This window comes from Hydrogenophaga electricum (genome assembly GCF_030160815.1).
GTDB lineage: Bacteria > Pseudomonadota > Gammaproteobacteria > Burkholderiales > Burkholderiaceae_C > Hydrogenophaga > Hydrogenophaga electricum.
In genome coordinates, this window is the sequence record NZ_BSPB01000001.1 from 63140 (window position 1) to 87740 (window position 24601).

Here is a 24601-nt window from a genome sequence, read left to right on the forward strand (position 1 = left end):
ATTCAACCGCCGTCGGGAAACAGGGACAGGCGCTGCACGCTGTCAGCGCGCAGGCGCAGCACTTCGGCACGGGGTGGGTGTGCGCCGGCATCCCAGTCGCTGAGCACCCATCTTTCGCAGCCGCCGCCTAGGTCGTGGCGAGCGGGGCGGTGTGTGTGGCCATGGATCAGGTGCCGGGATCCGGCGGCGGCCAGCCATTCCCGCGCGGTGGCGCTATCCACGTCGGCCCAGAGGGCGGCATCAAGCCCGTGTTCGCGTTTGCGGGCCTCGCTGCGTGCGCGCAGGTCGCGCGCGAAGGCTTCGCGATCAGCCAGGGGGCGGACCAGAAATGCTGTCTGCCAGCGGGCGCTGCGCACCTCGGCACGGAAACGCTGGTAGTCGTGGTCATCGATGCACAGCGCATCACCATGGCTCAGCAGCCAGGGCTGACCGGCCCATTCGAGCCGGGTCGGGTCTGCCAGGCCGGTCATGCCGCAAGCTTCCAGGCCGGCAGTGCCCAGCAGGAAGTCGCGGTTGCCCGCCATGAAAAAGACCGGGGTGTGTGCCGCAAAGGCGCTGAGCCGATGGGCGCAGTCCTGGAGGAAAGCCCGTTCGCCTTCCGGCGGGGCCGTCAAGGCATCGTCACCGACCCAGACCTCGAACAGGTCGCCCAGGATAAAAAGCGCGTCGCCACGCTGATCGGCGGGGGTGTCGAGGTAGCGGCAGAAGGCGGCGAAGGTGGCCGGGTCGGCCGCATGCAGATGCAGGTCGGCGATGAAATCGACCGCCTGCCAGTGCGCAGGGGCGCGCCACTGGTTCAGGCGGTCGTTCATGGAAAGGCTGGAGGCGTGGTGCTGATCAGAGCGCCACAGCCTTTTCGATCACCACGTCTTCCTTGGGCACGTCGTCGTGGAAACCGCGCCGACCCGTGCTCAGGCCTTCGATTTGCTTGACGATGTCAGTGCCGCCAGTGACCTTGCCGAAGACGGCGTAGCCCCAACCTTGGGCGCTGGGGGCCGTGTGGTTGAGGAAACCGTTGTTGGCCACGTTGATGAAGAACTGCGCCGTTGCCGAGTGCGGATCGCTGGTGCGGGCCATGGCGATGGTGTAGAGGTCGTTCTTCAGGCCGTTGTTGGCTTCGTTGTTGATGGGCTTGTCGGTGCCCTTCTGGTTCATGCCGGGCTCGAAGCCGCCGCCCTGGATCATGAAGCCGGGGATCACACGGTGGAAGATCGTGTTGTTGTAGTGGCCCTTGTTCACATAGGACAGAAAGTTCTCGGTGGACAGGGGCGCCTTTTCAGCGTCCAGTTCCAGCGTGATCACGCCTTTGCCGGCGATGTGCAGTTCGACTTGCGGATTGGCCATGTTCAGTTCTCCAGGGTGGCTTTGAGGATGGTGACGGTGGTCTTGGGCACGTCGGTCGGGAACGGGCCGCCCGCGCCCGTGGGCACGTCCTTGATCTTGTTGACCACATCCATGCCGGCAATGACCTTGCCGAACACGGTATAGCCGAACAGTTGCCCGGCACCCAGGAGGCGTGCGCGGGGCACGTTCTGGTAGACCTGCCCGCCGTATTCGAAACGCGGCACCGGGTCGCCAGGAGGGATCGGTGTCGGGTCGAGGAAGGGATTGTCCTTCACATTGATGAAAAACTGGGCCGACGCGGAATGCGGGTCGTTGGTGCGCGCCATCGCCAGGGTGCCGACCACGTTGCGGGGGCCGCCTTTTTCCAGCGCAGCCTGGCCTTCATGGGTGATGGGCGCGCGCGTGGGTTTCTGCCGGAATTTGGCGTCAAAACCGCCGCCCTGGATCATGAAATTACCGATGACGCGGTGGAAGATCGTGCCGTCATAGTGCTTGTCACGCACGTACTGCAGGAAGTTCTCAACGGTCTTGGGGGCTTTGTCCGGATAGAGCTCGACGACGATGTCGCCAAGGTTCGTGCTGATGCGGACTTTGGGGTGGGCCGGTTGCGCGAGTCCCGGCAGACTGTGCGCCAAGAGCACAACGCCCGCCGACAGCACCATCAGGTACCGGCGGATGGGGGAGAAAACCATCAGATGTTTCCTTCGTAGAAGATTTTCCACTGGCCGTTTTCGTGTGACCAGTACTGGCGGCGCGTTGTCCCTCGACCTTGGCCGGCAGGCACTTCGCCGAAGGTCACCACCATGGTGTCATCGCTGTCGCGCCAGCGCAGCAGGGAAATGTCGCGCAAGGACAGCTCTCGGGAGCCTGTCGCCTGGACTTCTTTTTCCACCCGGGGCCACCACTGGGCGAGATCACGGCCCTGGCTCTGAAAGCGTTCGGAATAGAAGGTCTTGAGTTGCTCGATCTGGCCGCGGCTCTTGGTCTGGCGCCAGGCCTCCAGGGCCGATTCGAACTGGGTGCGATCGGTGTCGAGGGCATCGGGACGGACCCATTGCAGTTCGGACGCGATCACCACCGGCGTGGTTCGGATTTGCACCGTCGACAGAATGTGGGTGAAATCGGCGTTGGACACCACCACGCAACCTTCGGATGCCAGCGGCGCGCGGGCGTACTGTTCGCTGGGGGTGCCGTGCAGCCAGATGCCGCTGCCGGTCTTGCCCCGTTGCAGGTCGAGCGCATTGGGGTAGTTGAGGGGCAAGGCCCCCACGCCGTACAGATCGGGCAACGACTTGGGGTTCAGCGTGCTGGTGATGTAGTACACCCCCAGAGGCGTCCTCAGATCGCCTTCGAATTGCTTTTCGACGCCCCCCGTGCCGACCGAGATGTAGTAGTCTGCCACCAACTTGAGGCGGGCCTGGGCTGGTTTGCCGTTGCTGGCCGGCGGGCTTGTGTTCTCGAACAGGTACAAGCGCGAGCGCGAAGCATCAACCGCAATCGCATGGCGGCTTTGCGGCGACAAGGCCAGGAACTGTGCCGGGATGCTGCCCTCCGGTGGGCGTTCGGTGAGGGCGAGCAGGCGCCGTCGCGACTCTTCCCGCAGGATGCTGAGCTGTTGCGCAGCCAGTTGTGCTTTGGTGTCGGGCACATCGCCCAGTTGCCTGACCGGCCGCGCATGCACGCTGAGCAGGTCACCAAGCACCAACTGGGCCAGTTGGAAGTTGGGGTGGTCGCGAACCAGGGACTCGGCCTCTGCGAGCGCGGTGCGGTGATCACCCTGGCCAATCAACTGGTAGATATGAATGAGCCTGGCTTCCCCGCGACCCAGTGTGGTGCCGATCTGCTGCTGCAGCGGAGCCGACAAAGGGGTTCTGAGCAAACCGCCGCGCACGGCGGGCGTGGGTGCGCTGCCGTCCGACACCGCGGCCTGGACTTTGGCCAGGGCATTGTCCAGGAGGGAACCGGTGTCCGTGGCGGGAGGGGCCGTTGCTCCGCCTTCAGCGCGGTTGGCCAGAAAGAGGTACGCAGCTACACCGCCCGCGGCCAGCAGGCCGAGCAATGCAGCACCCCATGCGCGGAGGTTCCAAGTTCGACGGCGAGAGCCAGGACGCCACTCGCGCCCAGCAAAGCCCGGGGCAATCTGGGCGTGGCCGCGTTGAAAGAACCGGGGGCCGGCCATCAGGAACCGGTGGATTCGCGCAGGATCAGCCAGCGGTTGCCGCTTTTGACCATTTCCAGTGTCTTGCGGCTGGACACATTGGTGGCGTCGGAGCGGTAGGTCTGGTGGAAACGTGCCGTGGCGCGATCGCCGTTGACGTTCACGTCCAGATCGTTGATGCCCACTTCGATGCGGGAGCGGGGAACGATGCGCGAGCGGCGCTCGCTTTCCCAGTCTTTGCGGGACTGGCCACCAGTGGGCGTGAAGTTGGGAGCGTAGGCGCCCAGGTAACCGGACATGTTCTTGTTGGACCAGGCCTTGGCCCAGGCTTCCACGGCGGCTTCAACATCGCCCTGTGCGCCGGGGGTGGGTGCAGCGGGCACCGGCGCTGGTGTGGGCGGTGCGGCAGGTGCGGCCGCTACGGGCGCCGGAGCTGCTGCGGGCGTGGCCGGCTTGGCCGCCGCTTGCTGGCTCGCCGGTGCGGCAGCAGCCGGTTTGACGCCCTTGGCATCGGCCGCAAACAGCGTGCGAATGAGGTTCAGCTTGGGCGAGACGGCGGTGTTGTTCGAGTCGAGTTGCAGCGCCTTGCTGTACGCCTGGCTGGCCAGTTTGGCGTACACATCACCCAGGTTTTCGTGCGCCGTGGCGTAGCTCGGGTTGGTGCGGATGGCCATTTCCAGTGCTGCACGCGCCTTGTCGAACTGGCTCTGGCCGGCGTACAGCACCGCGAGGTTGTTGTAGGGCTCGGGCAGTTCGGGGAAGTCCTGCGTCAGCTGGGTGAATGTGGTCACGGCGTCGGTCGTCTTGCCGGACTCGGTCTGGATGACGCCTTTCAGGAAGCGCATCTGGGGATCTTTGGGCTTGCCGGCCAGGTATTGGTCGACCTTGGTCAGGGCGTCACCGAGCTGCCCGGCCCGCACCAGTCGGTTGACCTCGGCATAGTCGTCCGGCTGGGCCTGGGCGGTGGCGCACAGAAAGGCCGTGGCCACGGCGATGGCTGCTCGCTGCGCGGTGGTGCGCCAGGCCGCGCCGGCCAGAGGGGCAGAAGCGGAAAGGAGGGGGGTCGCTGGAGTGGTCATGGAGCCTCGTGTCAACGAATTGGGGTGGGCAAACGCAGACAATCTCGGGTTGAAGGAGGGCGCGCCGCGGTAGATGCCGCCGGGGCCTGCTGGATATACTGTTCCATTGTATCTGAGGGGTGTAGTGCCAATGGATGCAGTTCCCGCATTCTGAGCTCCGCATTCCCCGGCTTTCCGGGTCGAAGGTCCTGCCTTCGATGACACCACCGCTGATCCATCCCGCTTCCCGTTTCAGAACACCGCCATCGCCTGCGCTGATGGTGGTTTGTCGATCGTTTTCATGTCTCTGCAAATTTACAACACGTTGACCCGCCGGATGGAGGTTTTCAGGCCTTTGGAGCCCGGCCATGTGCGCATGTATGTGTGCGGCATGACCGTTTATGACCTGTGCCACCTCGGCCACGCCCGTTCCATGCTGGCGTTCGACGTGGTGCAGCGTTGGCTCAAGGCCAGTGGCTATCGCATGACCTATGTCCGCAATGTGACGGATATCGACGACAAAATCATCGCGCGCGCGCTCAAGAACGGCGAGACGATCACGGCCCTGACCGACCGCATGATCGCGGCGCTGCACCAGGATGCCGATGCCCTGGGTGTCGAGCGACCGACCCACGAGCCGCGTGCCACCGCGTATGTGCCGCAGATGCTCGACATCGTGCGCCGCCTGGAAGACCGGGGCCTCGCCTACCGCAGCCCCCATGGCGACGTGAACTACGCGGTGCGCAAGTTTCCGGGGTATGGCAAGCTCTCGGGCAAATCGCTGGACGACCTGCGTGCCGGGGAACGTGTGGCCGTGGACGACGGCAAGCAGGATCCGCTGGACTTCGTGCTCTGGAAGGCCGCCAAACCCGACGAGCCGGTGGAGGCCCAGTGGGACAGTCCCTACGGCAGCGGTCGACCCGGCTGGCACATCGAATGCTCGGCCATGAGCTGCCAGATGCTGGGCGAAAGCTTCGACATCCACGGTGGTGGAGCCGATTTGCAGTTTCCGCACCACGAGAACGAGATTGCCCAGAGCGAAGGTGCCACGGGTCAGCCACTGGCCCGTTTCTGGATGCACAACGGCTTCGTGCGGGTCGACAACGAGAAGATGTCCAAGAGCCTGGGCAACTTCTTCACCATCCGCGAAGTGCTGGAGAAATACGACGCCGAGACCGTGCGCTTCTTCGTGCTGCGCGCGCATTACCGCAGCGCGCTCAACTACAGCGACGCGCACCTCGATGACGCCCGGGCGGCGCTCAAGCGGCTGTACACGGCGCTGGCTGGTGCAGGCCCGGCGGTTGACGCCGCCATCGACTGGCAGCAGCCTTTGGCGGCCCGCTTCAAGGCGGCGATGGACGAGGATTTCGGCACGCCCGAAGCGGTGGCGGTGCTCTTCGACCTGGCGTCGGAAGTCAATCGCAGCAAGGCGCCCGAACTCGCCGGTTTGTTGCGTGCGCTGGGCGGGGTGCTGGGCTTGCTGCAACAGGACCCGGCCACCTACCTCCAGGCCGGCGGTGCGGGCGAAGGGTTGGATGAAGTGGCCATTGCCGGGCAGATTGCGGAGCGCGCCGCCGCCAAGGCTGCGAAGAATTTTGCCGAAGCCGATCGCATCCGCCAGGCGCTGCTGGTGCAAGGCATCGTGCTCAAAGATGGCCCCGCGGGCACCACCTGGGAGCGCCACTGATGGCCACCGCCACTTTGCCCGAGGTCGGCGCCGATGCTCCCTTGTACTGGCAGGAGGCCTGCCGCCATCTGATGAAGCGCGACCGGGTGATGAAAAAACTCATCCCCCAATACCCGGGCGCCTGCCTCCAGTCGCGTGGTGATGCGTTCATCACCCTCGCGCGCAGCATCGTGGGCCAGCAGATTTCGGTGAAGGCCGCCCAGTCGGTGTGGGACCGGTTCGAGAAGCTGCCACGCAAGCTGACGCCGGCTCACGTGCTCAAGCTCAAGGTCGACGACATGCGCGCGGCCGGCCTCTCGGCGCGCAAGGTGGAGTACCTGGTCGACCTGGCGCTGCACTTTGCCAACAACCAGGTGCACGTGGCCGACTGGGCCAGCATGGACGATGAGGCCATCGTGGCCGAGCTGGTGGCGATCCGCGGCATCGGCCGATGGACGGCCGAAATGTTCCTGATCTTCCATCTCATGCGCCCGAATGTGCTGCCGCTGGACGACATCGGTCTGCAGAACGGCATCAGCCGGTGCTACTTTTCGGGCGAGCCGGTCAGCCGTTCGGAGATTCGCGAGGTCGCCGGCTCCTGGGCGCCGTTCTGCAGCGTCGCCACTTGGTATATTTGGCGCTCGCTGGACCCGTTGCCGGTGAGTTACTGAGGCCCGATCGGGCTTCTTTTTTGCATCCCGGACGCCGTTCACGCTAAGACCAAAGGAGTTTCACCTTGGCCAAAAGAACCTTTCTCGACTTCGAGCAGCCCATTGCCGAACTCGAGGGCAAGATCGAAGAGCTGCGCTACGTGCAGACCGAATCGGCTGTCGACATCTCGGCCGAAATCGAACAGCTGTCTGGCAAGAGCCTGCAGCTGACCAAGGACATCTACAGCAGCCTCACGCCCTGGCAGATCACCAAGATCGCCCGGCACCCGGATCGGCCCTACACGCTGGACTATGTGCGCGACTGTTTCACGCATTTCCAGGAACTGCACGGTGATCGCCATTTCGCCGACGACCTGGCCATCGTCGGGGGGCTGGCCCGTTTCAATGGGCAGCCCTGCATGGTCATCGGCCACCAGAAGGGGCGCGACACCAAGGAGCGCACCGCGCGCAACTTTGGCATGACCAAGCCCGAGGGCTACCGCAAGGCGCTGCGCCTGATGAAGCTGGCTGAAAAGTTCAAGCTGCCGGTGTTCACCTTCGTGGACACGCCGGGCGCCTACCCGGGCATTGACGCCGAGGAGCGTGGCCAGTCCGAAGCCATCGGCCGCAACATCTTCGAGATGGCGCAGCTGGAAGTGCCCGTCATCTCCACCATCATCGGTGAAGGCGGCTCTGGCGGCGCGCTGGCCATCGCCGTGGCCGATCAGGTGTTGATGCTGCAGTACTCCGTCTATTCGGTCATCAGCCCGGAAGGGTGTGCTTCCATTCTCTGGAAGACCAGCGACCGCGCCAGCGACGCTGCCGAAGCCCTGGGCATCACCGCGCACCGACTCAAGGCGCTGGGCCTGGTCGACAAGATCGTGAGCGAGCCCGTGGGCGGCGCGCACCGCGACCACAAGCAGATGGCTGCCTTCCTCAAGCGCGCGCTGGGCGACGCCTGGCGCCAGGTGGCGGACCTCAAGGTCAAAGAGCTGCTTGATCGGCGCTACCAGCGCATCGACAGCTACGGCCGCTTCACCGACACCAAGGCCGACACCAAAGACAAGCGCTGAGGCGCTGTCGCCACCGTGGCACCTGTGGCCAACAGCGCGCCAGGCGACGCATCTTCTCCTGGCGCGGCGGCACTCGTAGCGTGGGGCGCTCGATGGTTGCCCGATCCGCTGGCTGCGCCGGTGGCCGTGGCTTTCAGTGCCGGGGCGGACTCCACCGCGCTGTTGCTGGCGGCGCACACCCTCTGGCCGGGGCAGGTCTTGGCACTGCACGTGCACCATGGCCTGCAAGCCGCTGCCGACGACTTTGAAGCGATGGCCCTTCTCACAGGTCGGGCCTTGGGCATCCCGGTGCACGTCTGCCGGCTGGATGCGCGCGCGCAGCCCGGCCAAAGCCCTGAGGACGCGGCGCGTCAATACCGCTACCGCGCGCTGGCCGACATGGCCCGGCAGCGCGGTGCCGGCTGTGTGTTGCTGGGCCAGCATGCCGACGACCAGGCCGAGACCCTGATGCTGGCGCTGGCGCGGGGAGCCGGTCTGCCGGGATTGGCCGGGATGCCCGAACGCTTCGAGCGCCATGGGGTGGTGTTTGGCCGCCCCTGGCTGGGCGTGTCGTCGGCCAGCTTGCGCGCTTGGCTGGTGGCGCGGAGGCAGGCGTTTGCCGATGATCCGAGCAACGCCGATCCGCGCTTCACGCGCAACCGCATCCGGGCGCATCTGCTGCCGGCCTGGGCACAGGACTTTCCCGCCTGGCGCGAGACCTTGGCGCGCAGCATGCGCCACATCGCGCAGGCCCAGGGGCTGTTGGACGAGCTTGCTGCCGAGGACCTGCAGGGCACGGGTGTGCCGCCCGCCATCGGGGCGCTGCAAGCCCTCTCGCGTCCGCGCCAGGCCAACCTGCTGCGGCACTGGTTGCGGCGGCACGAGGCGGTGGCGCCGAGCGAGGTCCAGTTGGACGCGCTGCTGTTGCAGATCGATGCCTGCCGCACGCGCGGCCACCGCATCCACCTCAAGGTGGCCGACGGTCAGGTGCAGCGCGACGGCGATCGGCTGCGTTTCGACCGGTCGGTATAATCCCAAGGTTTTGCCTCTCGCTGTTTGCCGGAGTTCGCCCGGTGTTTTGGCGGGGCTTTGCGGTTCTTCCCGGCGATTTCCGGGGCGTCCGGCACCGGGCCCGGTGCGCGGGCCTCGGGGGATGTGTCGGACATCCTCTCCCAACCTGTTCCTTCCCGATGGCATTGATAGTTCACAAGTACGGCGGCACCTCCATGGGGTCGACCGAGCGCATCCGCAATGTGGCCCGGCGCGTGGCCAAGTGGCACAAGGCCGGTCACCAGATGGTCGTGGTGCCCAGCGCCATGAGCGGCGAGACCAACCGCCTGCTGGCCCTGGCCAAGGAAGTGGCCCCGGAAAAGCCGGGCAAGGCCTATGGGCGTGAACTCGACATGCTGGCCGCCACGGGCGAGCAGGCATCGTCGGCGCTGCTGGCGATCGCGCTGCAGGCCGAAGGCATTGAGGCGGTGAGCTACGCGGGCTGGCAGGTGGCCATCAAGACCAACGACGCTTACACCAAGGCCCGCATCGAGTCGATCGAAGATGCGCGCGTGCGCGCTGACCTGGCTGCGGGCAAGGTGGTCATCGTCACCGGCTTCCAGGGCGTGGATCCTGACGGCAACATCACCACGCTGGGCCGCGGCGGCAGCGATACGTCTGCCGTGGCCGTGGCCGCAGCGATGAAGGCGGCCGAATGCCTGATCTATACCGATGTGGACGGCGTCTACACGACCGATCCGCGCGTGGTGCCGGAAGCGCGTCGTCTGGAGCGTGTCAGCTTCGAGGAAATGCTGGAGATGGCCAGCATGGGCTCCAAGGTGCTGCAGATCCGCTCGGTGGAGTTTGCGGGCAAGTACAAGGTGCCTCTGCGCGTGCTGTCCAGCTTCACGCCCTGGGACATCGACCTGAACGAAGAAGCCAGCTCTGGCACCCTGATCACTTTCGAGGAAGACGAAGATATGGAACGAGCCGTTGTTTCCGGCATTGCCTTCAACCGTGACGAAGCCAAGGTGTCCGTGCTGGGCGTGCCCGACAAGCCGGGCATTGCCTACCAGATCCTGGGTGCGGTCGCCGGGGGCAACATCGAGGTCGACGTGATCATCCAGAACCTGAGCAAGGACGGCAAGACCGACTTCTCGTTCACGGTGAACCGCAACGATTACCAGAAGACGCTGGACCTGCTCAAGACCCAGGTGGTGCCGTCGCTGGGCGCCGCCGACGTGGTGGGCGACACGCGCATCTGCAAGGTCTCCATCGTCGGTATCGGCATGCGCAGCCATGTGGGCGTGGCCAGCCGCATGTTCAAGTGCCTGAGCGACGAGGGCATCAACATCCAGATGATCTCCACCTCCGAAATCAAGACTTCGGTGGTGATCGACGAGAAGTACATGGAGCTGGCCGTGCGCGCCTTGCACCGCGAGTTCGATCTGGACAAGACCATCGACACCATCGCCGAGTAAAAGGGAAACGTGCCGCAGACAGCGGCACTTCGCAGAAAGTGCCTTCAGTTGAGGCATAATATGCGGCTCCGGAGCGATGACCGAGTGGCCGAAGGTGCTCCCCTGCTAAGGGAGTATGGGGTGTAGAGCCTCATCGAGGGTTCGAATCCCTCTCGCTCCGCCATACAAAAAGCCCAAGTGAATCCACTTGGGCTTTTTTCTTGGCGCATATCCACCGGGAGCAAGGCATGAACAGGTGTGTGGGATGGGGCATGGCGATGGCGGCTGCCTGGGCCCTGGCCGGATGCGGCATGGAGGCCGCCGGCAGCGCGGCCACCGCAGCCGCTCTCAAGCAGCAGGAACTGGAGCAAGGCAAGGCCACGCAGAAGGTGGTCGAGCAGCAGTTGCAGGACGCGTTGCAGCAAGGCACCGACCGGTTGCAGAAGCTGGATCAGGAAGCCGGGCAGTGACTGCGCAGGGCTGATTCCCGGTCAGCACTGCGGGCTGTAGCCCGAGCGACCGCCTGGCCACCCAGCGCGCGGTGACAATCGCCCCCCATGGCTTCTTCTGCTCGCTCGATTTCTGCCGCCGCGTTCGCCACCTTGTTGCTCATCGCCCTGATGATGGGCGCCAACCACGTGGCGGCCCGCCTGGCGTTCAACGATGGCGTCAATGTGGCGACGGCGGTGCTGTTTCGCAGCACGGTGACCGCTGCGGTGGTGCTGGCCGTGGTGGTCGGCTATCGACTCCCGTGGCGGACCGATGCGCGGCAGCGCCGTGCGCTGCTGATCGTGGGCGGGCTGATCGGCGCCCAGAGCCTGTGCCTGTATTCCGCCGTTGCCCGCCTGCCGGTGGCGCTGGCCTTGCTGGCTTTCAATTCCTACCCCTTTTGGACCGCCTTGTGGGCGCGCGTGGTGTACGGCGAGCGGCCGGACCGTCGCGTCCTGATGGCCATGCCCGTGCTGCTGCTGGGTCTGGCGCTGGCGCTGGACGTGTCCGGTGCGGCTTCTGGGTTGGGCGCTGCCGACCACTGGGGGCGCATTGGCGCGGGCGTGGCGTTCGCGCTGACCGCGGCGGCGAGCTTCGGCCTCGCGCTGGTGATCATCCAGCACGGCACGGCCGGGGTGGATGGGCGGGTGCGCACCGCAGCCACCATGGCGCTGGTGGCGCTCATGGCGCTGGTCGGGGTGATGGCGCAGGGCGGGCCCGCGCTGCCGGCATCGGCCGTGGGCTGGTGGGGACTGGTGGGGCTGACGGTGCTTTACGGCACGGCCTTCACGATCATGTTTACCGTGTTGCCCCGGCTGGGTGTGGTGGGCAATTCGGCGATCATGAATGTGGAGCCCATCTTTGCGCTTGTGCTGGCCTGGGCCGTGCTGGGGCAGACCATCGCCGCGGTGCAGGTCGCCGGCGGGCTGATCGTGGTCGCCGCGGTGATGTGGCTGGGGCTGCGGCGCGCCTGAACGGCGCTCAGGCGTCGCCGTCGATCGAGGCGCTCCAGCGGTCGTTCCAGTCGGTGCGGCCGCGCAGGGTGTCGATGTCGCGCCGGTCGCGTTTGGTGGGGCGCCCCTGCGTTTGCGCCAGGGCCGGTTCGGGGGCGAGCCGGCGGCGCTCGGCCGCCGCTTCGCGTGCCAGGCGCGAAGCTTCCGTTTCTTCGTACAGCAGGGCCGCAACCGGTGCCGGCCCGCGCGTGGTGCTTACCGCCCTGACGATGACGATGCGTACCACGGTGCCGATGCGCACCTCCACCGTGTCGCCGGCGCGCACTTCACGCGCAGGCTTGGCGATCTGTTCGTTCACGCGTACACGGCCCTTGTCGATTTCGTCGCAGGCCAGGCTGCGGGTCTTGTAGAAGCGGGCGGCCCAGAGCCATTTGTCCAGGCGCAGGCGGGCTGAGTCGGGTGCGGTGGTGGGTGGGTTCATGCGCGCAAGGGCAGTGGGATCAGACGGATATTGCCACGGAGCGGGGCAGGCGCACGACCGCGTCCAGGCCCTGCACCTGGCCGCGCTGCGTGCGGTTGATCAGCTCGATGCTGCCGTGCAGCGACTGCACGATGCCCTGGCAGATGGCGAGCCCCAACCCCGAGCCCGCTTCGCCCGGGCGTGGGCTGGCGCCGGTGGCGAAGGGCTGGAACAGCCGCTCGCGCTGGGCATCGGCGATGCCCGGGCCATCGTCGCTGATGGTCAGTGCCACGGTGTGCGGATCGCTCACCAGGTGCACGCCCAGCCGTGCGCCCGGCGGTGACTGCTTGATGGCGTTGTGCAGCAGGTTGCGGGTGAGTTCGCGCAACGCCCATTCGTGCGAGCGCACGGGTGCGGGCGCCGTCGCCGTGAGCGAAAAGTCCAGCCCCTGATTGGCCACCAGCGGGGCCAGATCCAGGGCCACCTGGCGCACGGTTTCGGCCCAGTCGGTGTCGGGCACCTCGTCGCGTTGCTGGCGCAGCTGTTCCACCTTGGCCAGGGCCAGCATCTGGTTGGCCAGTTCGGTGGCGCGGTCGACGGTGTGGGCGATTTCTTCCAGGGCCTGCGGCGCGGGCAGGTCGCCGCGCCGGGCCGATTGCACCTGGGCCTTGAGCACGGCCAGCGGCGTGCGCAGCTGGTGCGAGGTGTCGCGCACAAAGCGCTTCTGGTGGTCCAGCAACTGGGACAGCCGCTCCATGTGCTGGTTGGTCGCCGCCAGCAGGGGGTGCAGCTCGCGCGGGGCGTCTTCCAGCGGCAGGGGCGAGAGGTCGTTGTCGCTGCGCGCGGCCAGCGCGTGGCTGAGCTGCCGCACGGGCCGGGTGGCGCGCTGCACGACGAAGACCACCACCATGGCGATCACCAGCACCAGCACGGCTTGCCGTCCCAGGGTGTCGACCAGGATCTGGCGCGCGAGTGTCTCGCGCAGCTCCAGGGTCTCCGCCACCTGGATGGTGGCCATGCCGTGGCCCGCCGCACCGGCCACGGGCTGCAGCAGCACGGCCATGCGCACGGGGGTGTCGCGGTAGCGCGTGTCGTAGAAGTGGACCAGCGCCGCGTAGATGTTCTGGTCGGGCAGGTTGGCCCGGGGCGGCGGCAGGTCGGCGAAGCCGGAAACCATTTCGCCGGCAAAGCCGTTGACGCGGTAGTACAGGCGGCTGCGGTTGTCGGCCTCGAAGGCTTCCAGGGCCGAATACGCCACCGAAGCCTGCAACTGCGGGCCTTGCTCGGATGGGCTGACCTCCAGGTCTTCGCCAAGCGATTTGGCGGTGGCCAGCAACGTGCGGTCGTAGGCGGTGTTGGCCGCAGCCTGGGCCTGGCGGTAGAGCACCACGGTGTTGAGCACCAGGAAGCCGAACACCGGCAGCAGGATGCCCAGCAGCAGCGTGCGCCGCAGCGACCGGGGTGTGCGGGGCCGGGCGAGGATCACGGGGACGCCCGCAGCAGGTAGCCCAGGCCCCGCAGCGTGACCAGTTGCGCGCCGGTGTGGGCGATCTTCTTGCGCAGCCGGTAGGCCACCACCTCGATGGCTTCGGGCAGGGCCTGGCTTTCGCCGGGAAACACCAGTTCGAACAGGCGCTCTTTCGCGATGGCCTGACCCGGGCGTGCCAGCACGGCGCGCAGCAGGGCCAGTTCGCGCGGGGCCAGTTCCATGGGCTGACCGTCGTGATAAACGGCACCGCTGTCCCGGTCGATCTGCATGCCGCACCAGGCGGCCTGTGGCAGGGCCGGTGCCTGTGCCGCGTCGGCCGTGGGCGTGGCACGGCGCACCAGGGCGCGCACGCGGGCTTCGAGTTCGTCGAGGTCGAACGGCTTGGGCAGGTAGTCGTCGGCACCGGTGTTCAGGCCGATGATGCGGTCGCCGACGGTGCCGCGCGCGGTGAGGATGATCACTGGCGTGCGCAGGCCGGCGGCGCGCGCGTCGCCGAGCACCTGCAGGCCGTCGCGGCCGGGAAGACTCAGGTCGAGCAGCACCGCATCGGGCTGGCAGGCCTGCCACTGGGCCAGGGCCTGCTGCCCGTCGCTGCAGGTTTGCACCTGCATGCCGCGGCGCTCCAGCGTGCGCTGCAGGGTGGTGCGCATTGCCAGGTTGTCTTCGATCAGGAGCAGCTTCATCCGGGGGCGATTATGGGGACGCCTTCCGGGGTTTTCGGGATCAGGGTTTGTCCTAGGGCGATCGACAGCCGATTGACAGCGGCCGACAGGAACATCGCGCCTGTCAGTTCGCCGTGCCGTTTCGGCCCACACCAAGGAGACTCCCCATGCGTCGCGACACTTTCCTCAAATCCCTGGCCGCTCTGGCCGCCGCTGGTGCTTTGCCGCCGGCTGCCTGGGCCAGTGCCAACCTGAAGATGATGATTCCCGCCAACCCCGGCGGTGGCTGGGACGGCACGGGCCGGGCCCTGGGCGACGCGCTGCGCGATGCGGGCGTGGCGTCGTCGGTCACGTTCGAGAACAAGGGCGGCGCGGCCGGCGCCATCGGCCTGGCGCAGTTCTTCAACGCCAGCAAGGGCGACCCGAACGCGCTGATGGTGATGGGGGCGGTGATGCTGGGCGGCATCATCACCGGCAAGCCGCCGGTGTCGATCACGCAGCTCACGCCCATCGCGCGGCTCACCACCGAATACAACGTGTTCGTGCTGCCGGCGAATTCGCCGTTCAAGAGCATGAAGGAGGTGGTCGAGCAGCTCAAGAAGGACCCGGGCAGCGTCAAGTGGGGGGGCGGCTCGCGCGGTGCGACCGAACACATCGCGGCCGCGCAGATTGCGCAACTGGTGGGGGTGTCGGCCGCGAAGATCAACTACGTGCCGTTCCGGGGCGGTGGCGAAGCGGTCGCGGCCATTCTGGGTGGCAACGTGACCATCGGTGGCAGCGGCTACAGCGAATTCCAGCCCTACATCGAAAGCGGCAAGATGCGCGCCGTCGGCATCACTTCGGCGCAGCGCATTGCCGGCATCGACGTGCCCACGCTCAAGGAGCAGGGCATCGACATCGAGATCGGCAACTGGCGCGGCGTGTATGGCGCGGCCGGCATCACCCCCGCGCAACGCGACGCGCTGACCGACATGATCGTGAAGGCGACCAAGAGCAAGGCCTGGCAGGACGCGCTGGCCAAGAACAACTGGACCCCGGCGCTGCTGACCGGCAAAGCCTTCGACGAGTTCGTGGACCGCGATTTCGCTTCGCTGCGCGCGACCATGGTGCGCGCGGGCATGGTCTGAGCGGAGGCAACCATGCGTGCAGACCTTTCACCGGCCGCCGAAGCGGTGCCGGGCGGCAGCCGGACGGGACAGACCCTGATGGGCCTGGCCGCACTGGGCGTGGCCGGCGTGCTGGCCTGGGGCGCGGCGGGCTTGCCCTCCGATGCCGGTTATGCCGGTGTCGGCCCCGACTTCCTGCCCTGGGTGGTGACGGTGGCGCTCGCGGTGTGTGGCGCGCTGCTGCTGTGGGAGGCGCGCACCGGGGGCTTCCGGCACATGGAAATCCCGTCCGGCGCGGCACGCGGTGACTGGCCGGCGTTTGCCTGGGTGTCGGCCGGCGTGCTGGGCAACGCGGCGCTGATCACCTCCATCGGCTTTGTGCTCAGCTGCGCCCTGTGTTTTGCCCTGGCGGTGCGGGGCCTGCGCCTGAGCGAAGGCAAACCGGCCGGCGGCGCGCTGCAGGCGGTGCGCGATGCCGTGACCGGCATCGTGATCGCCGCCCCCACGTACTGGATGTTCACCAAGGTGCTGGCGGTCAATCTGCCGGGCCTGACCGCGTCCGGCTGGATCTAGACCAGAACACCATGGATATCTTCAACCAACTCTTGGGCGGTTTTGCCACCGCCGCCACGCCCATCAACCTGCTGTGGGCGCTGGCTGGCTGTGCGCTGGGCACGGCCATCGGCGTGCTGCCCGGCCTCGGCCCGGCGGTCACGGTGGCGATGCTGTTGCCCATCACCGGCCAGGTCGAGCCGACCGCGTCGATGATCTTTTTCGCCGGCATCTACTACGGTGCCATGTACGGCGGGTCGACCACCTCCATCCTGCTCAACACGCCGGGCGAGACCGGCACCATGGTCACCGCACTCGAAGGTTTCAAGATGGCCAAGAGCGGCCGCGCCGGCGCGGCGCTGGCCACCTCGGCCATCGGCTCTTTCGTGGCCGGCACCATCGCCACCGTGCTGGTGACGCTGTTCGCACCGCTGCTGGCCGACTTTGCCGTCCAGCTCGGCCCGCCCGAGTACTTCTGCCTGATGCTGCTGGCCTTCACCACCGTGAGCGCGGTGCTGGGCCAGAGTTCGCTGCGCGGGCTGACGGCGCTGTTCCTGGGCCTGGCCATGGGGCTGGTGGGCATCGACCAGATCACCGGCCAGGTGCGCTACACCGGTGGCGTGCTGGAGTTCATGGACGGCATCGAGGTGGTGCTGGTGGCAGTGGGCCTGTTCGCTGTGACCGAAGCGCTCTACAACGCGCTCTACGAGGGCCGCAACCCGAGCACGCTCAACCGCATGACCCGGGCCCACATGACGCGCACCGAATGGCGCCGTTCCTGGCCCGCCTGGCTGCGCGGCACGGCCATCGGTTTCCCGTTCGGCACCATCCCGGCGGGTGGGTCGGAAATTCCCACCTTCCTGAGCTACGCCACCGAGCGCAAGCTGGCCGCGCCCGAACACCAGGCCGAATTCGGCGGGGCGGGCGCCATCGAGGGTGTGGCCGGCCCCGAGGCGGCCAACAACGCGGCCGTGACCGCCACGCTGGTGCCGCTGCTGACGCTGGGCATTCCCACGTCGGTGACCGCGGCCATCCTGCTGTCGGCGTTGCAGAACTACGGCATCCAGGCCGGGCCGCAACTGTTCCAGACCTCGTCGACGCTGGTGTGGGCGCTGATCGCCTCGCTCTACATCGGCAACGTGATGCTGCTGGTGCTGAACCTGCCGATGGTGGGGCTGTGGGTGAAGCTGCTGCGCATTCCGCGCGCGCCGCTGTACGCCGGCATCCTCATCTTCGCGACCGTGGGCGTGTACGGCATGCGCCAGAGCGCGTTCGACCTGTTCCTCATGTACGGCCTGTCGCTGGCGGGCATTGCCATGCGGCGCTTCGACTTCCCGATCGCACCGGTGATCGTGGGCCTGATCCTCGGGCCGCTGGCCGAGGCGCACCTGCGCAACGCCATCGCCATCGGCGAAGGCAGTTGGCTGGTGTTTTTCCAGCGGCCGATGTCGGCCACCCTGCTGGCCGCGGTGGCGCTGGTGCTCATCACGCCACGGGCGCTGGCCTGGCACCGGCGCGCATGAGCCCCGGGTCGTCCCGCTGGTGCCAGCCGGCCCGGGGGCGACCGCTCAGGCGGTGACCCCGCCCGCGACCGGCATCGCGGCCCGCATGGCGTCGATGAAGCGGCGCAGCCGGGGTGGGTAGAAGCGGGCGTGCGGATAGACCAGGTACACCGGCAGCGAAGGCGCCTGCCATGGCGGCGCCAGGTGCACCAGCCGGCCGTCGGCCAGGGCATCGGCCACCATCCAGGCCGAGGCAATGCCCGCGCCCAGGCCGAAGATGGCGGCGTTGCACAGCACGTAGAGGTTGTCGGTGCTCAGGCGGGGGTGGATCGCGAAGCGGCGGGTGTGCCGCGTCTGCGGATGGGCCAGCACCACTTCGCTGCGGTAGTAGGTGCGCAGGGCCAGCCAGGGCAGGTCAGGCAGGTCCTCCACCTGTGGCGGTGGTGCGTCGGCGGGCCACAGCCGGGGCGACGCGATCACGATGCGCGGCACGTCCATGAGGCGGATCGCCACCACCGACGGGTCGCGCACCTCGCCGACCTGGATCGCGCAGTCGATGCCGGCACCGATGAAGTCGCGCACGTCGTCGCGCAGCAGCCATTCCACCTGCACGTCGGGGTGGCGCAGCAGGAACTCGGTCATGGGCCGCACCAGTTGCTCCTGCCCGAACGCGTGCGGCACCGCCACGCGCAGGTGGCCGCGCGGGGTGTCGTGGTCGCCCCGCACATCGCTTTGCAGCGCTTCCCACTGGTCGATCAGGGCCTTGGCATGTTCGTAGCAGCGTTCACCGTCTTCGGTCAGGTGCATGGCGCGTGTCGAGCGCTGCAACAGGCGCAGGCCGAGCAGGCGTTCCAGGGTCTGGAGCCGGCGGCTGATGGTGGGCTGCGTGGTCTGCATCTGCGCCGCCGCGCGCGACAGGCTGCCCGCCTCAACGATGCGCACGAAGGTCTGCATGAGGTCCAGCCGGTCCCCGGCACCCGCCAGGGGCGGTGGCGTCTGCGGGCGGACAGGGCTTTTATTCATGCGCCGATCGTATATCTGAAGTGAGCGCGCCTGCACTACCCCCGAGGCCTGAAGCCCCTCAGACTCCGGGCATGGTTGTGATTCAGGGGTTTTTGATGTCTTCCATTCGCTCAGCGAATTTATCGATGCCGGGTGCGTCCGGCCTCTCGCTCTCTTTGACCCGCCTGCTGGCGGCGGGCGCGGGCTTCACCGTGGCGTCGCTGTACTACAGCCAGCCCATGCTCGGCGTGCTGAGCGAAGAATGGGGCGTGGGTGCGCAGACCCTGGGCCTGGTGCCCATGCTGACCCAGCTCGGCTACGCGCTGGGCCTGCTGCTGATGGCCCCGCTGGGCGACCGCTGGGCGACCGCTGGGACCGCCGCACCCTGGTGCTGGTCAAGTGCGCCGCCCTGGTGGTGGCGCTGCTGGGCAATGCGCTGGCACCTTCGATCGGTTTTCTGCTGGTGGCCAGCTTTCTCACCGGCCTGGCGGCCACGGTGGCACAGGACATCGTGCCGGCCGCGGCCGTGCTGGCTCCCGAAAGCAGCCGCGGCAAGGCGGTGGGTTCGGTCATGACCGGACTGCTGCTGGGCATTCTGCTGTCGCGCGTGGTGAGCGGCTTCGTCGCCGAACACCTGGGCTGGCGTGCGATGTTTGTGCTGGCGGCGCTGGCGGTGGCCGGGATCGGCGTGGCGCTCCAGCGTGGCCTGCCGCGTTTCCCGCCCACCACCTCGCTGGGCTATGGGGCTTTGCTCGGGTCGCTGGTGGGGCTTTGGCGGCGCCACCGCGCGGTGCGCCAGGCGGCGCTGGCGCAGGGGACGCTGGCGATCGGTTTCAGTGCGGTCTGGTCGACACTGGCCATCTGGCTGCACGGCGCGCCTTTCCACCTGGGCAGCGCCGCGGCGGGGGCGTTCGGCATCGCCGGTGCGGCGGGTGCACTCGGGGCGCCGGTGTTCGGTCGGCTGGCCGACCGGCACGGGCCACACCGGGTCGCGCTGGCGGGTGCGGTGCTGGTGTTCGGCGCCTTCGCGCTCATGGGGGGCCTGTCGTGGCTACCGCGCGGCGCGCAGATCGGGCTGGTCGTGGTGTCGGTGATCGGCTTCGACCTGGGCTTCCAGGCCGCGCTGATTTCGCACCAGACCATCGTCTACGGGGCCGATCCGGCCGCCCGCAGCCGTGTCAATGCGCTGCTGTTCGTGGCCATGTTCTGCGGCATGGCACTGGGCTCGGCGCTGGGCGGCGCACTGTTCGAGCGCTGGGGCTGGAACGGGGTGGTGGCGCTGGCGTCGGCCGCCTCGCTGATTGCCGTGGGCATGCGTCTGAAGGCGCTGCCGGCGCGGGAGGCAGGTACCATCCGGCCATGACCGCCGACAGCCGCTTGCCGCGCGACGCGCAAAGCATTCTCGAACTCGCCGCGAGGTCGATGTTCGACCTGTTCGCCAACGCCAGCGAGGGCATGCTGCTGGTGGACCGCGAGGCGCGGGTGGTGTGGATCAACGATCAGTACCGGCGTTTCCTGCCCGCGCTCGGCTACGCGCGCGAGGAAGACTTTGTCGGCCACCCGGTCTCGCGCGTGGTGCACAACACGCAGATGCACCGCGTGCTGGAGACCGGCAAGCCCATCCTCATCGACCTGCTGACCAACAAGGCCGGCACGTTCGTGGTCAGCCGCATCCCGCTGCGCGACAGCGAGGGCGGGGTGATCGGCGTGCTGGGCATCGTGCTGTTCGACCATCCCGAGACCACACTGCAGCCCCTCATCAGCAAATTCGCGCGGCTGGAGCAGGACCTGAACGATGCGCGCCGCGAACTCGCGCACCAGCGCCGCAGCAAGTACACCTTTGCCAGCTTCGTCGGCAGCAGCCCGGCGGCGGTGGAGGTCAAGCGCCAGGCGCGGCGCGCGGCGCAGTCGGCCAGCCCGGTGCTGCTGCTGGGCGAGACCGGCACCGGCAAGGAGCTGCTGGCGCACGCCATCCATGCGGCCTCGGCCCGCGCCGGGCGGCCTTTTGTGGGGGTGAACATCGCGGCCGTGCCGGACACCCTGCTCGAAGCCGAATTCTTCGGCGTGGCGCCCGGCGCCTACACCGGTGCCGACCGCAAGGGGCGCGACGGCAAGTTCAAGCTCGCCGACGGCGGCACGCTGTTCCTCGACGAGGTGGGTGACATGCCTGCCGCGGTGCAGGCCAAGCTGTTGCGGGCATTGCAGGAGGGTGAGATCGAGCCGCTGGGGTCGAACCAGCTCGTGCGTTTCGACGTGCGGGTGGTCGCGGCCACTTCGCGCGATCTCGAAGCGCTGGTGCGCGAAGGGCACTTCCGCGAAGACCTGTACTACCGCCTCAACGTGTTGCCGATCCGCGTGCCGCCACTGCGTGAGCGCCGCGCCGACCTGCCGTTGCTGGTCGAGACCCTGTGCGAAGACATCGCCGCGCGCAGCGGCGGCTCGCAGCTGGAGCTGGACCCCGAAGCGCTGTGGCTGCTGCAGTCGCAGGCCTGGCGCGGCAACATCCGCGAACTGCGCAACGTGCTGGAGCAGGTGGCGCTGCGCAGCGACGATCACCGCATCGGTGCTGCGGTGCTGGCCACCGTGCTGCCGCCCGCAGACCGCGCGCTGAGCGGGGCGGCGACCGCAGCGACGGCATCGGCGGCGGTGCCGAGCACGGCCACGCCTGGCGATCCGGAGAACCTGGCGGCGCCGTTGCGGCCCCTGGCCGAGCAGGTGGCGGCGTTGGAGCGCCAGGCCATGGCCGAAGCGCTGCGCCGCACCGGGGGCAACCGCTCGGCCGCGGCGCGCCTGCTGGGCATGTCGCGGGCCAGCTTTTACGACAAGCTGGCCCTGTGGTCGGAGTTGTCTGAAATTCAGACGATTGACTGAATTTCAGACAATTGAGGCGTGTCTGGAATGTCTGAAATTCAGACATTCCTGGATGAATAGATTCGAAAGTCATTAAAAATCAAAGACTTTTCGAAGTGGCACGTTCCCTGCAATGGTGAGCGTGCCAGCCCTGTGCGGCCCATAAAACCTCTCACCAGGAGACAAGCATGTTCAAGACCACCCGCCGCCTGGCGGTCATCGCCTTGGCCTGCGCCTCGGCTTTTGCCTACGCCCAGTCCAAAGACATCCGCATCGCCCACGTCTACAGCAAGACCGGTCCGCTCGAAGCCTATGGCAAGCAGACCCACACCGGCCTGCTGATGGGGCTGGACTACGCCACGGGCGGCACCATGATGGTCAACGGCCGCAAGCTGGTGGTGATCGAGAAGGACGACCAGGGCAAGCCCGATCTGGGCAAGTCGCTGCTGGCCACCGCTTACGGCGATGACAAGGCCGACATCGCGGTCGGCCCCACCTCGTCGGGTGTGGCGCTGGCCATGCTGCCGGTGGCGCAGGAATACCAGAAGATCCTGCTGGTGGAGCCCGCCGTGGCCGACTCCATCACCGGCGACAAGTGGAACAAGTTCATCTTCCGCACCGGCCGCAACAGCAGCCAGGACGCGATCTCCAACGCCGTGGCGCTGGACAAGCCGGGGGTGTCCATCGCCACGCTGGCACAGGACTACGCCTTCGGCCGCGACGGTGTGAAGGCGTTCAAGGACGCGATCAAGACCGCCAAGCTGGTGCACGAGGAATACCTGCCGGCCAACACCACCGACTTCACCGCCGGTGCGCAGCGCCTGATCGACAAGCTCAAGGACCAGCCGGGCCGCAAGGTCATCTTCATCATCTGGGCCGGCGCGGGCAACCCGTTCAAGATCGCCGATCTGGACCTCAAGCGCTACGGCATCGAGATCGCCACGGGCGGCAACATCCTGCCGGCGATGGCGAACTACAAGAACTTCCCGGGCATGGAAGGTGCCACGTACTACTACTTCGGCATCCCGAAGAACCCGGTCAACGAAGCCCTGGTTTCGCGCCATTACAGCGAGTTCAAGGCGCCGCCCGACTTCTTCACGGCCGGGGGCTTCAGCGCCGCCATGGCCCTGGTGACGGCGCTCAAGAAGACCGGTGGCGACACCAAGACCAGCACCCTCATCAAGACGATGGAGGGCATGAGCTTCGACACGCCCAAGGGCACGATGACCTTCCGCAAGGAAGACCACCAGGCCATGCAGAGCATGTACCACTTCAAGATCAAGGTGGATCCGGCTTTTGCCTGGGGCGTGCCGGAACTGGTGCGGGAAATCAAGCCTGACGAAATGCAGGTCCCGATCCGGAACAAGAAGTAAGGGGGCGACCCCGTGCGCCGCTGACGCGGCAGCTCCCTGCTGGGGAAACAACGCCTGCGGTCCGGCCCAGCCGGTTCCGCGGCGTTCCTGGAAGGTCGCCACTGGCGGCGACCGCTTGCGCACTTGCGCTGCGCCGTTGGGCGGCAGTGCCTGGAGACTCCATGCTTGAAACTTCCGGTCTCACGGTCCGCTTCGGCGGCCACGTGGCGGTGAACGCTGTGTCCTGCGCCTTTCGGCCGGGCACGCTGACCGCCATCGTCGGCCCCAACGGCGCCGGCAAGACGACCTACTTCAACCTCATCTCGGGGCAGATCAAGGCCACTGCCGGTCGCGTCGTGCTCAACGGGCAAGACCTCACGGCCCTGGGCGCGCCGCAGCGCACGCGTGCCGGTCTGGGCCGGGCCTTCCAGCTCACCAACCTGTTCCCGCAGCTCACGGTGCTGGAAAACGTGCGCCTGGCCGTGCAGGCCAAGGCCGGCGCCGGGCTGGACTTTTTCCGCATCTGGAGCGACCGGCGCGACCTGCTGCAAAAGGCCGAGGCCATTCTGGAAACCGTGGCGCTGGCCGACAAGCGCGACGCCAGCGCGGCCAGCCTACCGCACGGCGACCAGCGCAAGCTGGAGGTGGGCATCCTCATGGCGCTGGAGCCGCAGGTGTTCATGTTCGACGAGCCCACGGCCGGCATGAGCGTGGACGAGGTGCCGGTGATCCTGAACCTGATCCGCCAGCTCAAGCAGGACCCGAGCAAGACCATCCTGCTGGTCGAGCACAAGATGGACGTGGTGCGCGAACTCTCCGATCGCATCATCGTGCTGCACAACGGCGAGCTGGTGGCCGACGGCGAACCCGAGGCCGTGATCGCCTCGCCCGTGGTGCAGCAGGCCTACCTGGGCGTGAACCCGGAAGAAACGGAGGCCGTATGAGTGAAGCATTGCTGAAACTCGAAGGGGTGCATACCCACATCGGCGCATACCACATCCTGCATGGCGTGGACCTCGTGGTGCCGGCCAACCAGCTCACCATGCTGCTGGGCCGCAACGGCGCGGGCAAGACCACCACGCTGCGCACGATCATGGGCTTGTGGCACGCCAGCCAGGGTTCGGTGACGCTGGCCGGGCAGGACATCACACAGCGCCCCACGCCCGATATCGCGCGCGCCGGCGTGGCCTACGTGCCCGAGAACATGGGCATCTTCGCCGACCTCAGCGTCAAGGAAAACATGGTGCTGGCCGCGCGCGGCGCACGCACCGTGGACGACATCGACACCACGCGGCTCGAATGGATCTTCGGCCTGTTCCCGGCCATGAAGAAGTTCTGGAACCACCCGGCGGGCAAGCTCTCGGGCGGGCAAAAGCAAATGCTGGCGGTCTCGCGCGCCATCGTGGAGCCGCGCCAACTGCTGCTGATCGACGAGCCCAGCAAGGGCCTGGCGCCGGCCATCATCCAGAACATGATCGCGGCCTTCCGGGAGCTCAAGGCCGCGCAGACCACCATCCTGCTGGTCGAGCAGAACTTCAATTTCGCCCGCCAGCTGGGCGACAGCGTGGCCGTGATGGACGACGGCCAGGTCGTGCACAGCGGCGCCATGGCCGAGCTGGCCGAAGACGAGGCGCTGCAGGCCAAGCTGCTGGGGCTGTCACTGGGAGCGCATCAATGAACCCCCACGCTCATCACTGTGTGTATTCGCTGCCCCCCGAGGGGGCGCAGGCCTCCCTTGGGGCGGCCCGGCGGGAGGCGCGCATATGAACCCCCACGCTCATCACTGCGTGTATTCGCTGCCCCCCG

Annotated in this window: 23 protein-coding genes, 1 tRNA gene and 1 pseudogene; 16 read left to right on the forward strand and 9 right to left on the reverse strand. The window is 67.3% G+C overall.

Going from position 1 to position 24601, the window contains the following annotated elements:
* Positions 1 to 2: 2 nt before the first annotated feature.
* The 5 genes from QQK43_RS00295 to QQK43_RS00315 form a co-directional block, all read right to left on the reverse strand.
* A complete protein-coding gene (locus QQK43_RS00295; protein ID WP_284306147.1) occupies positions 3 to 812 on the reverse strand; it encodes a UDP-2,3-diacylglucosamine diphosphatase in 810 nt (269 codons plus the stop codon).
* 25 nt (positions 813 to 837) lie between these two features.
* The gene (locus QQK43_RS00300) at positions 838 to 1344 is read right to left on the reverse strand and encodes a peptidylprolyl isomerase (protein WP_234265746.1); all 507 of its coding nucleotides are present in this window, start codon (positions 1342 to 1344) and stop codon (positions 838 to 840) included.
* Positions 1345 to 1346: 2 nt separating this feature from the next.
* The gene (locus QQK43_RS00305; protein ID WP_370465178.1) at positions 1347 to 2036 is read right to left on the reverse strand and encodes a peptidylprolyl isomerase; all 690 of its coding nucleotides are present in this window, start codon (positions 2034 to 2036) and stop codon (positions 1347 to 1349) included.
* Complete coding sequence (locus QQK43_RS00310) at positions 2036 to 3403, reverse strand: L,D-transpeptidase family protein (RefSeq protein WP_284306149.1); 1368 nt, start codon at positions 3401 to 3403, stop codon at positions 2036 to 2038. Before QQK43_RS00310 ends, QQK43_RS00305 begins: the two co-directional genes overlap by 1 nt.
* A 119-nt stretch (positions 3404 to 3522) precedes the next feature.
* Complete coding sequence (locus tag QQK43_RS00315; protein ID WP_234265748.1) at positions 3523 to 4581, reverse strand: nuclear transport factor 2 family protein; 1059 nt, start codon at positions 4579 to 4581, stop codon at positions 3523 to 3525.
* Between the two features lie 280 nt (positions 4582 to 4861).
* Between QQK43_RS00315 and cysS the strand changes: the two genes are divergently transcribed.
* The 8 genes from cysS to QQK43_RS00355 all read left to right on the forward strand — a co-directional run bounded on the left by cysS (position 4862) and on the right by QQK43_RS00355 (position 11841).
* Positions 4862 to 6247: a cysteine--tRNA ligase gene (gene cysS / locus QQK43_RS00320; protein ID WP_284306152.1), complete on the forward strand. Its 1386-nt coding sequence runs from the start codon at positions 4862 to 4864 to the stop codon at positions 6245 to 6247.
* Positions 6247 to 6897 (forward strand): DNA-3-methyladenine glycosylase family protein, encoded by a 651-nt coding sequence (locus tag QQK43_RS00325; RefSeq protein ID WP_234265750.1) that lies wholly within the window; start codon positions 6247 to 6249, stop codon positions 6895 to 6897. The genes cysS and QQK43_RS00325 overlap by 1 nt, the downstream gene beginning before the upstream one ends.
* 65 nt (positions 6898 to 6962) lie before the next feature.
* Positions 6963 to 7949 carry an acetyl-CoA carboxylase carboxyltransferase subunit alpha gene (locus QQK43_RS00330; protein ID WP_234265751.1) on the forward strand — a complete coding sequence of 329 codons (987 nt, stop codon included), beginning with the start codon at positions 6963 to 6965 and terminating at the stop codon, positions 7947 to 7949.
* Positions 7950 to 8045: 96 nt separating this feature from the next.
* A complete protein-coding gene (tilS, locus tag QQK43_RS00335; protein ID WP_234265752.1) occupies positions 8046 to 8960 on the forward strand; it encodes a tRNA lysidine(34) synthetase TilS in 915 nt (304 codons plus the stop codon).
* Positions 8961 to 9118: 158 nt separating this feature from the next.
* A complete protein-coding gene (locus QQK43_RS00340; RefSeq protein WP_234265753.1) occupies positions 9119 to 10399 on the forward strand; it encodes an aspartate kinase in 1281 nt (426 codons plus the stop codon).
* A gap of 70 nt (positions 10400 to 10469) precedes the next feature.
* Positions 10470 to 10562: transfer RNA gene (locus QQK43_RS00345), tRNA-Ser, on the forward strand.
* A 64-nt stretch (positions 10563 to 10626) separates the two neighbouring features.
* Entirely contained in the window at positions 10627 to 10848 is a 222-nt protein-coding gene (locus QQK43_RS00350; RefSeq protein ID WP_284306155.1) for a hypothetical protein, read from the forward strand.
* Between the two features lie 87 nt (positions 10849 to 10935).
* Positions 10936 to 11841, forward strand: coding sequence for a DMT family transporter (locus QQK43_RS00355; protein WP_284306157.1), 906 nt, complete (start codon positions 10936 to 10938; stop codon positions 11839 to 11841).
* 7 nt (positions 11842 to 11848) lie between these two features.
* On the opposite strand, the gene QQK43_RS00360 is transcribed toward QQK43_RS00355, so the two are convergent.
* Genes QQK43_RS00360 through QQK43_RS00370 form a run of 3 tightly spaced genes read right to left on the reverse strand, consistent with a single transcriptional unit; the run spans position 11849 to position 14452 of the window.
* On the reverse strand, positions 11849 to 12301 hold the full coding sequence (locus tag QQK43_RS00360; protein ID WP_284306158.1) for an RNA-binding S4 domain-containing protein: 453 nt from the start codon (positions 12299 to 12301) through the stop codon (positions 11849 to 11851).
* A gap of 19 nt (positions 12302 to 12320) precedes the next feature.
* Positions 12321 to 13766 (reverse strand): sensor histidine kinase, encoded by a 1446-nt coding sequence (locus QQK43_RS00365; protein ID WP_284306159.1) that lies wholly within the window; start codon positions 13764 to 13766, stop codon positions 12321 to 12323.
* Entirely contained in the window at positions 13763 to 14452 is a 690-nt protein-coding gene (locus QQK43_RS00370; protein ID WP_234265757.1) for a response regulator transcription factor, read from the reverse strand. The genes QQK43_RS00365 and QQK43_RS00370 overlap by 4 nt, the downstream gene beginning before the upstream one ends.
* A gap of 146 nt (positions 14453 to 14598) precedes the next feature.
* On the opposite strand from QQK43_RS00370, the gene QQK43_RS00375 reads away from it, so the two are divergent.
* From QQK43_RS00375 to QQK43_RS00385, 3 genes are read left to right on the forward strand one after another with little or no spacing between them, the layout of a single operon-like run.
* Entirely contained in the window at positions 14599 to 15558 is a 960-nt protein-coding gene (locus tag QQK43_RS00375; RefSeq protein WP_284306160.1) for a tripartite tricarboxylate transporter substrate binding protein, read from the forward strand.
* A 12-nt stretch (positions 15559 to 15570) separates the two neighbouring features.
* A complete protein-coding gene (locus QQK43_RS00380; RefSeq protein WP_370465181.1) occupies positions 15571 to 16110 on the forward strand; it encodes a tripartite tricarboxylate transporter TctB family protein in 540 nt (179 codons plus the stop codon).
* 11 nt (positions 16111 to 16121) lie between these two features.
* Entirely contained in the window at positions 16122 to 17612 is a 1491-nt protein-coding gene (locus tag QQK43_RS00385; RefSeq protein WP_234265759.1) for a tripartite tricarboxylate transporter permease, read from the forward strand.
* Between the two features lie 45 nt (positions 17613 to 17657).
* On the opposite strand, the gene QQK43_RS00390 is transcribed toward QQK43_RS00385, so the two are convergent.
* Positions 17658 to 18614: a LysR family transcriptional regulator gene (locus tag QQK43_RS00390; protein ID WP_234265760.1), complete on the reverse strand. Its 957-nt coding sequence runs from the start codon at positions 18612 to 18614 to the stop codon at positions 17658 to 17660.
* 95 nt (positions 18615 to 18709) lie between these two features.
* On the opposite strand from QQK43_RS00390, the pseudogene QQK43_RS00395 reads away from it, so the two are divergent.
* The 5 genes and pseudogenes from QQK43_RS00395 to QQK43_RS00415 all read left to right on the forward strand — a co-directional run bounded on the left by QQK43_RS00395 (position 18710) and on the right by QQK43_RS00415 (position 24473).
* Positions 18710 to 19956, forward strand: a pseudogene (locus QQK43_RS00395) (MFS transporter).
* Positions 19953 to 21464: a sigma-54 interaction domain-containing protein gene (locus QQK43_RS00400; RefSeq protein WP_284306162.1), complete on the forward strand. Its 1512-nt coding sequence runs from the start codon at positions 19953 to 19955 to the stop codon at positions 21462 to 21464. The pseudogene QQK43_RS00395 and the gene QQK43_RS00400 overlap by 4 nt, the downstream one beginning before the upstream one ends.
* Positions 21465 to 21631: 167 nt before the next feature.
* Positions 21632 to 22816, forward strand: coding sequence for a substrate-binding domain-containing protein (locus tag QQK43_RS00405; protein ID WP_234265763.1), 1185 nt, complete (start codon positions 21632 to 21634; stop codon positions 22814 to 22816).
* Positions 22817 to 22977: 161 nt separating this feature from the next.
* Complete coding sequence (locus QQK43_RS00410) at positions 22978 to 23739, forward strand: ABC transporter ATP-binding protein (protein WP_234265764.1); 762 nt, start codon at positions 22978 to 22980, stop codon at positions 23737 to 23739.
* On the forward strand, positions 23736 to 24473 hold the full coding sequence (locus QQK43_RS00415; RefSeq protein WP_234265765.1) for an ABC transporter ATP-binding protein: 738 nt from the start codon (positions 23736 to 23738) through the stop codon (positions 24471 to 24473). Before QQK43_RS00410 ends, QQK43_RS00415 begins: the two co-directional genes overlap by 4 nt.
* The last annotated feature ends 128 nt before the right edge of the window (positions 24474 to 24601 follow it).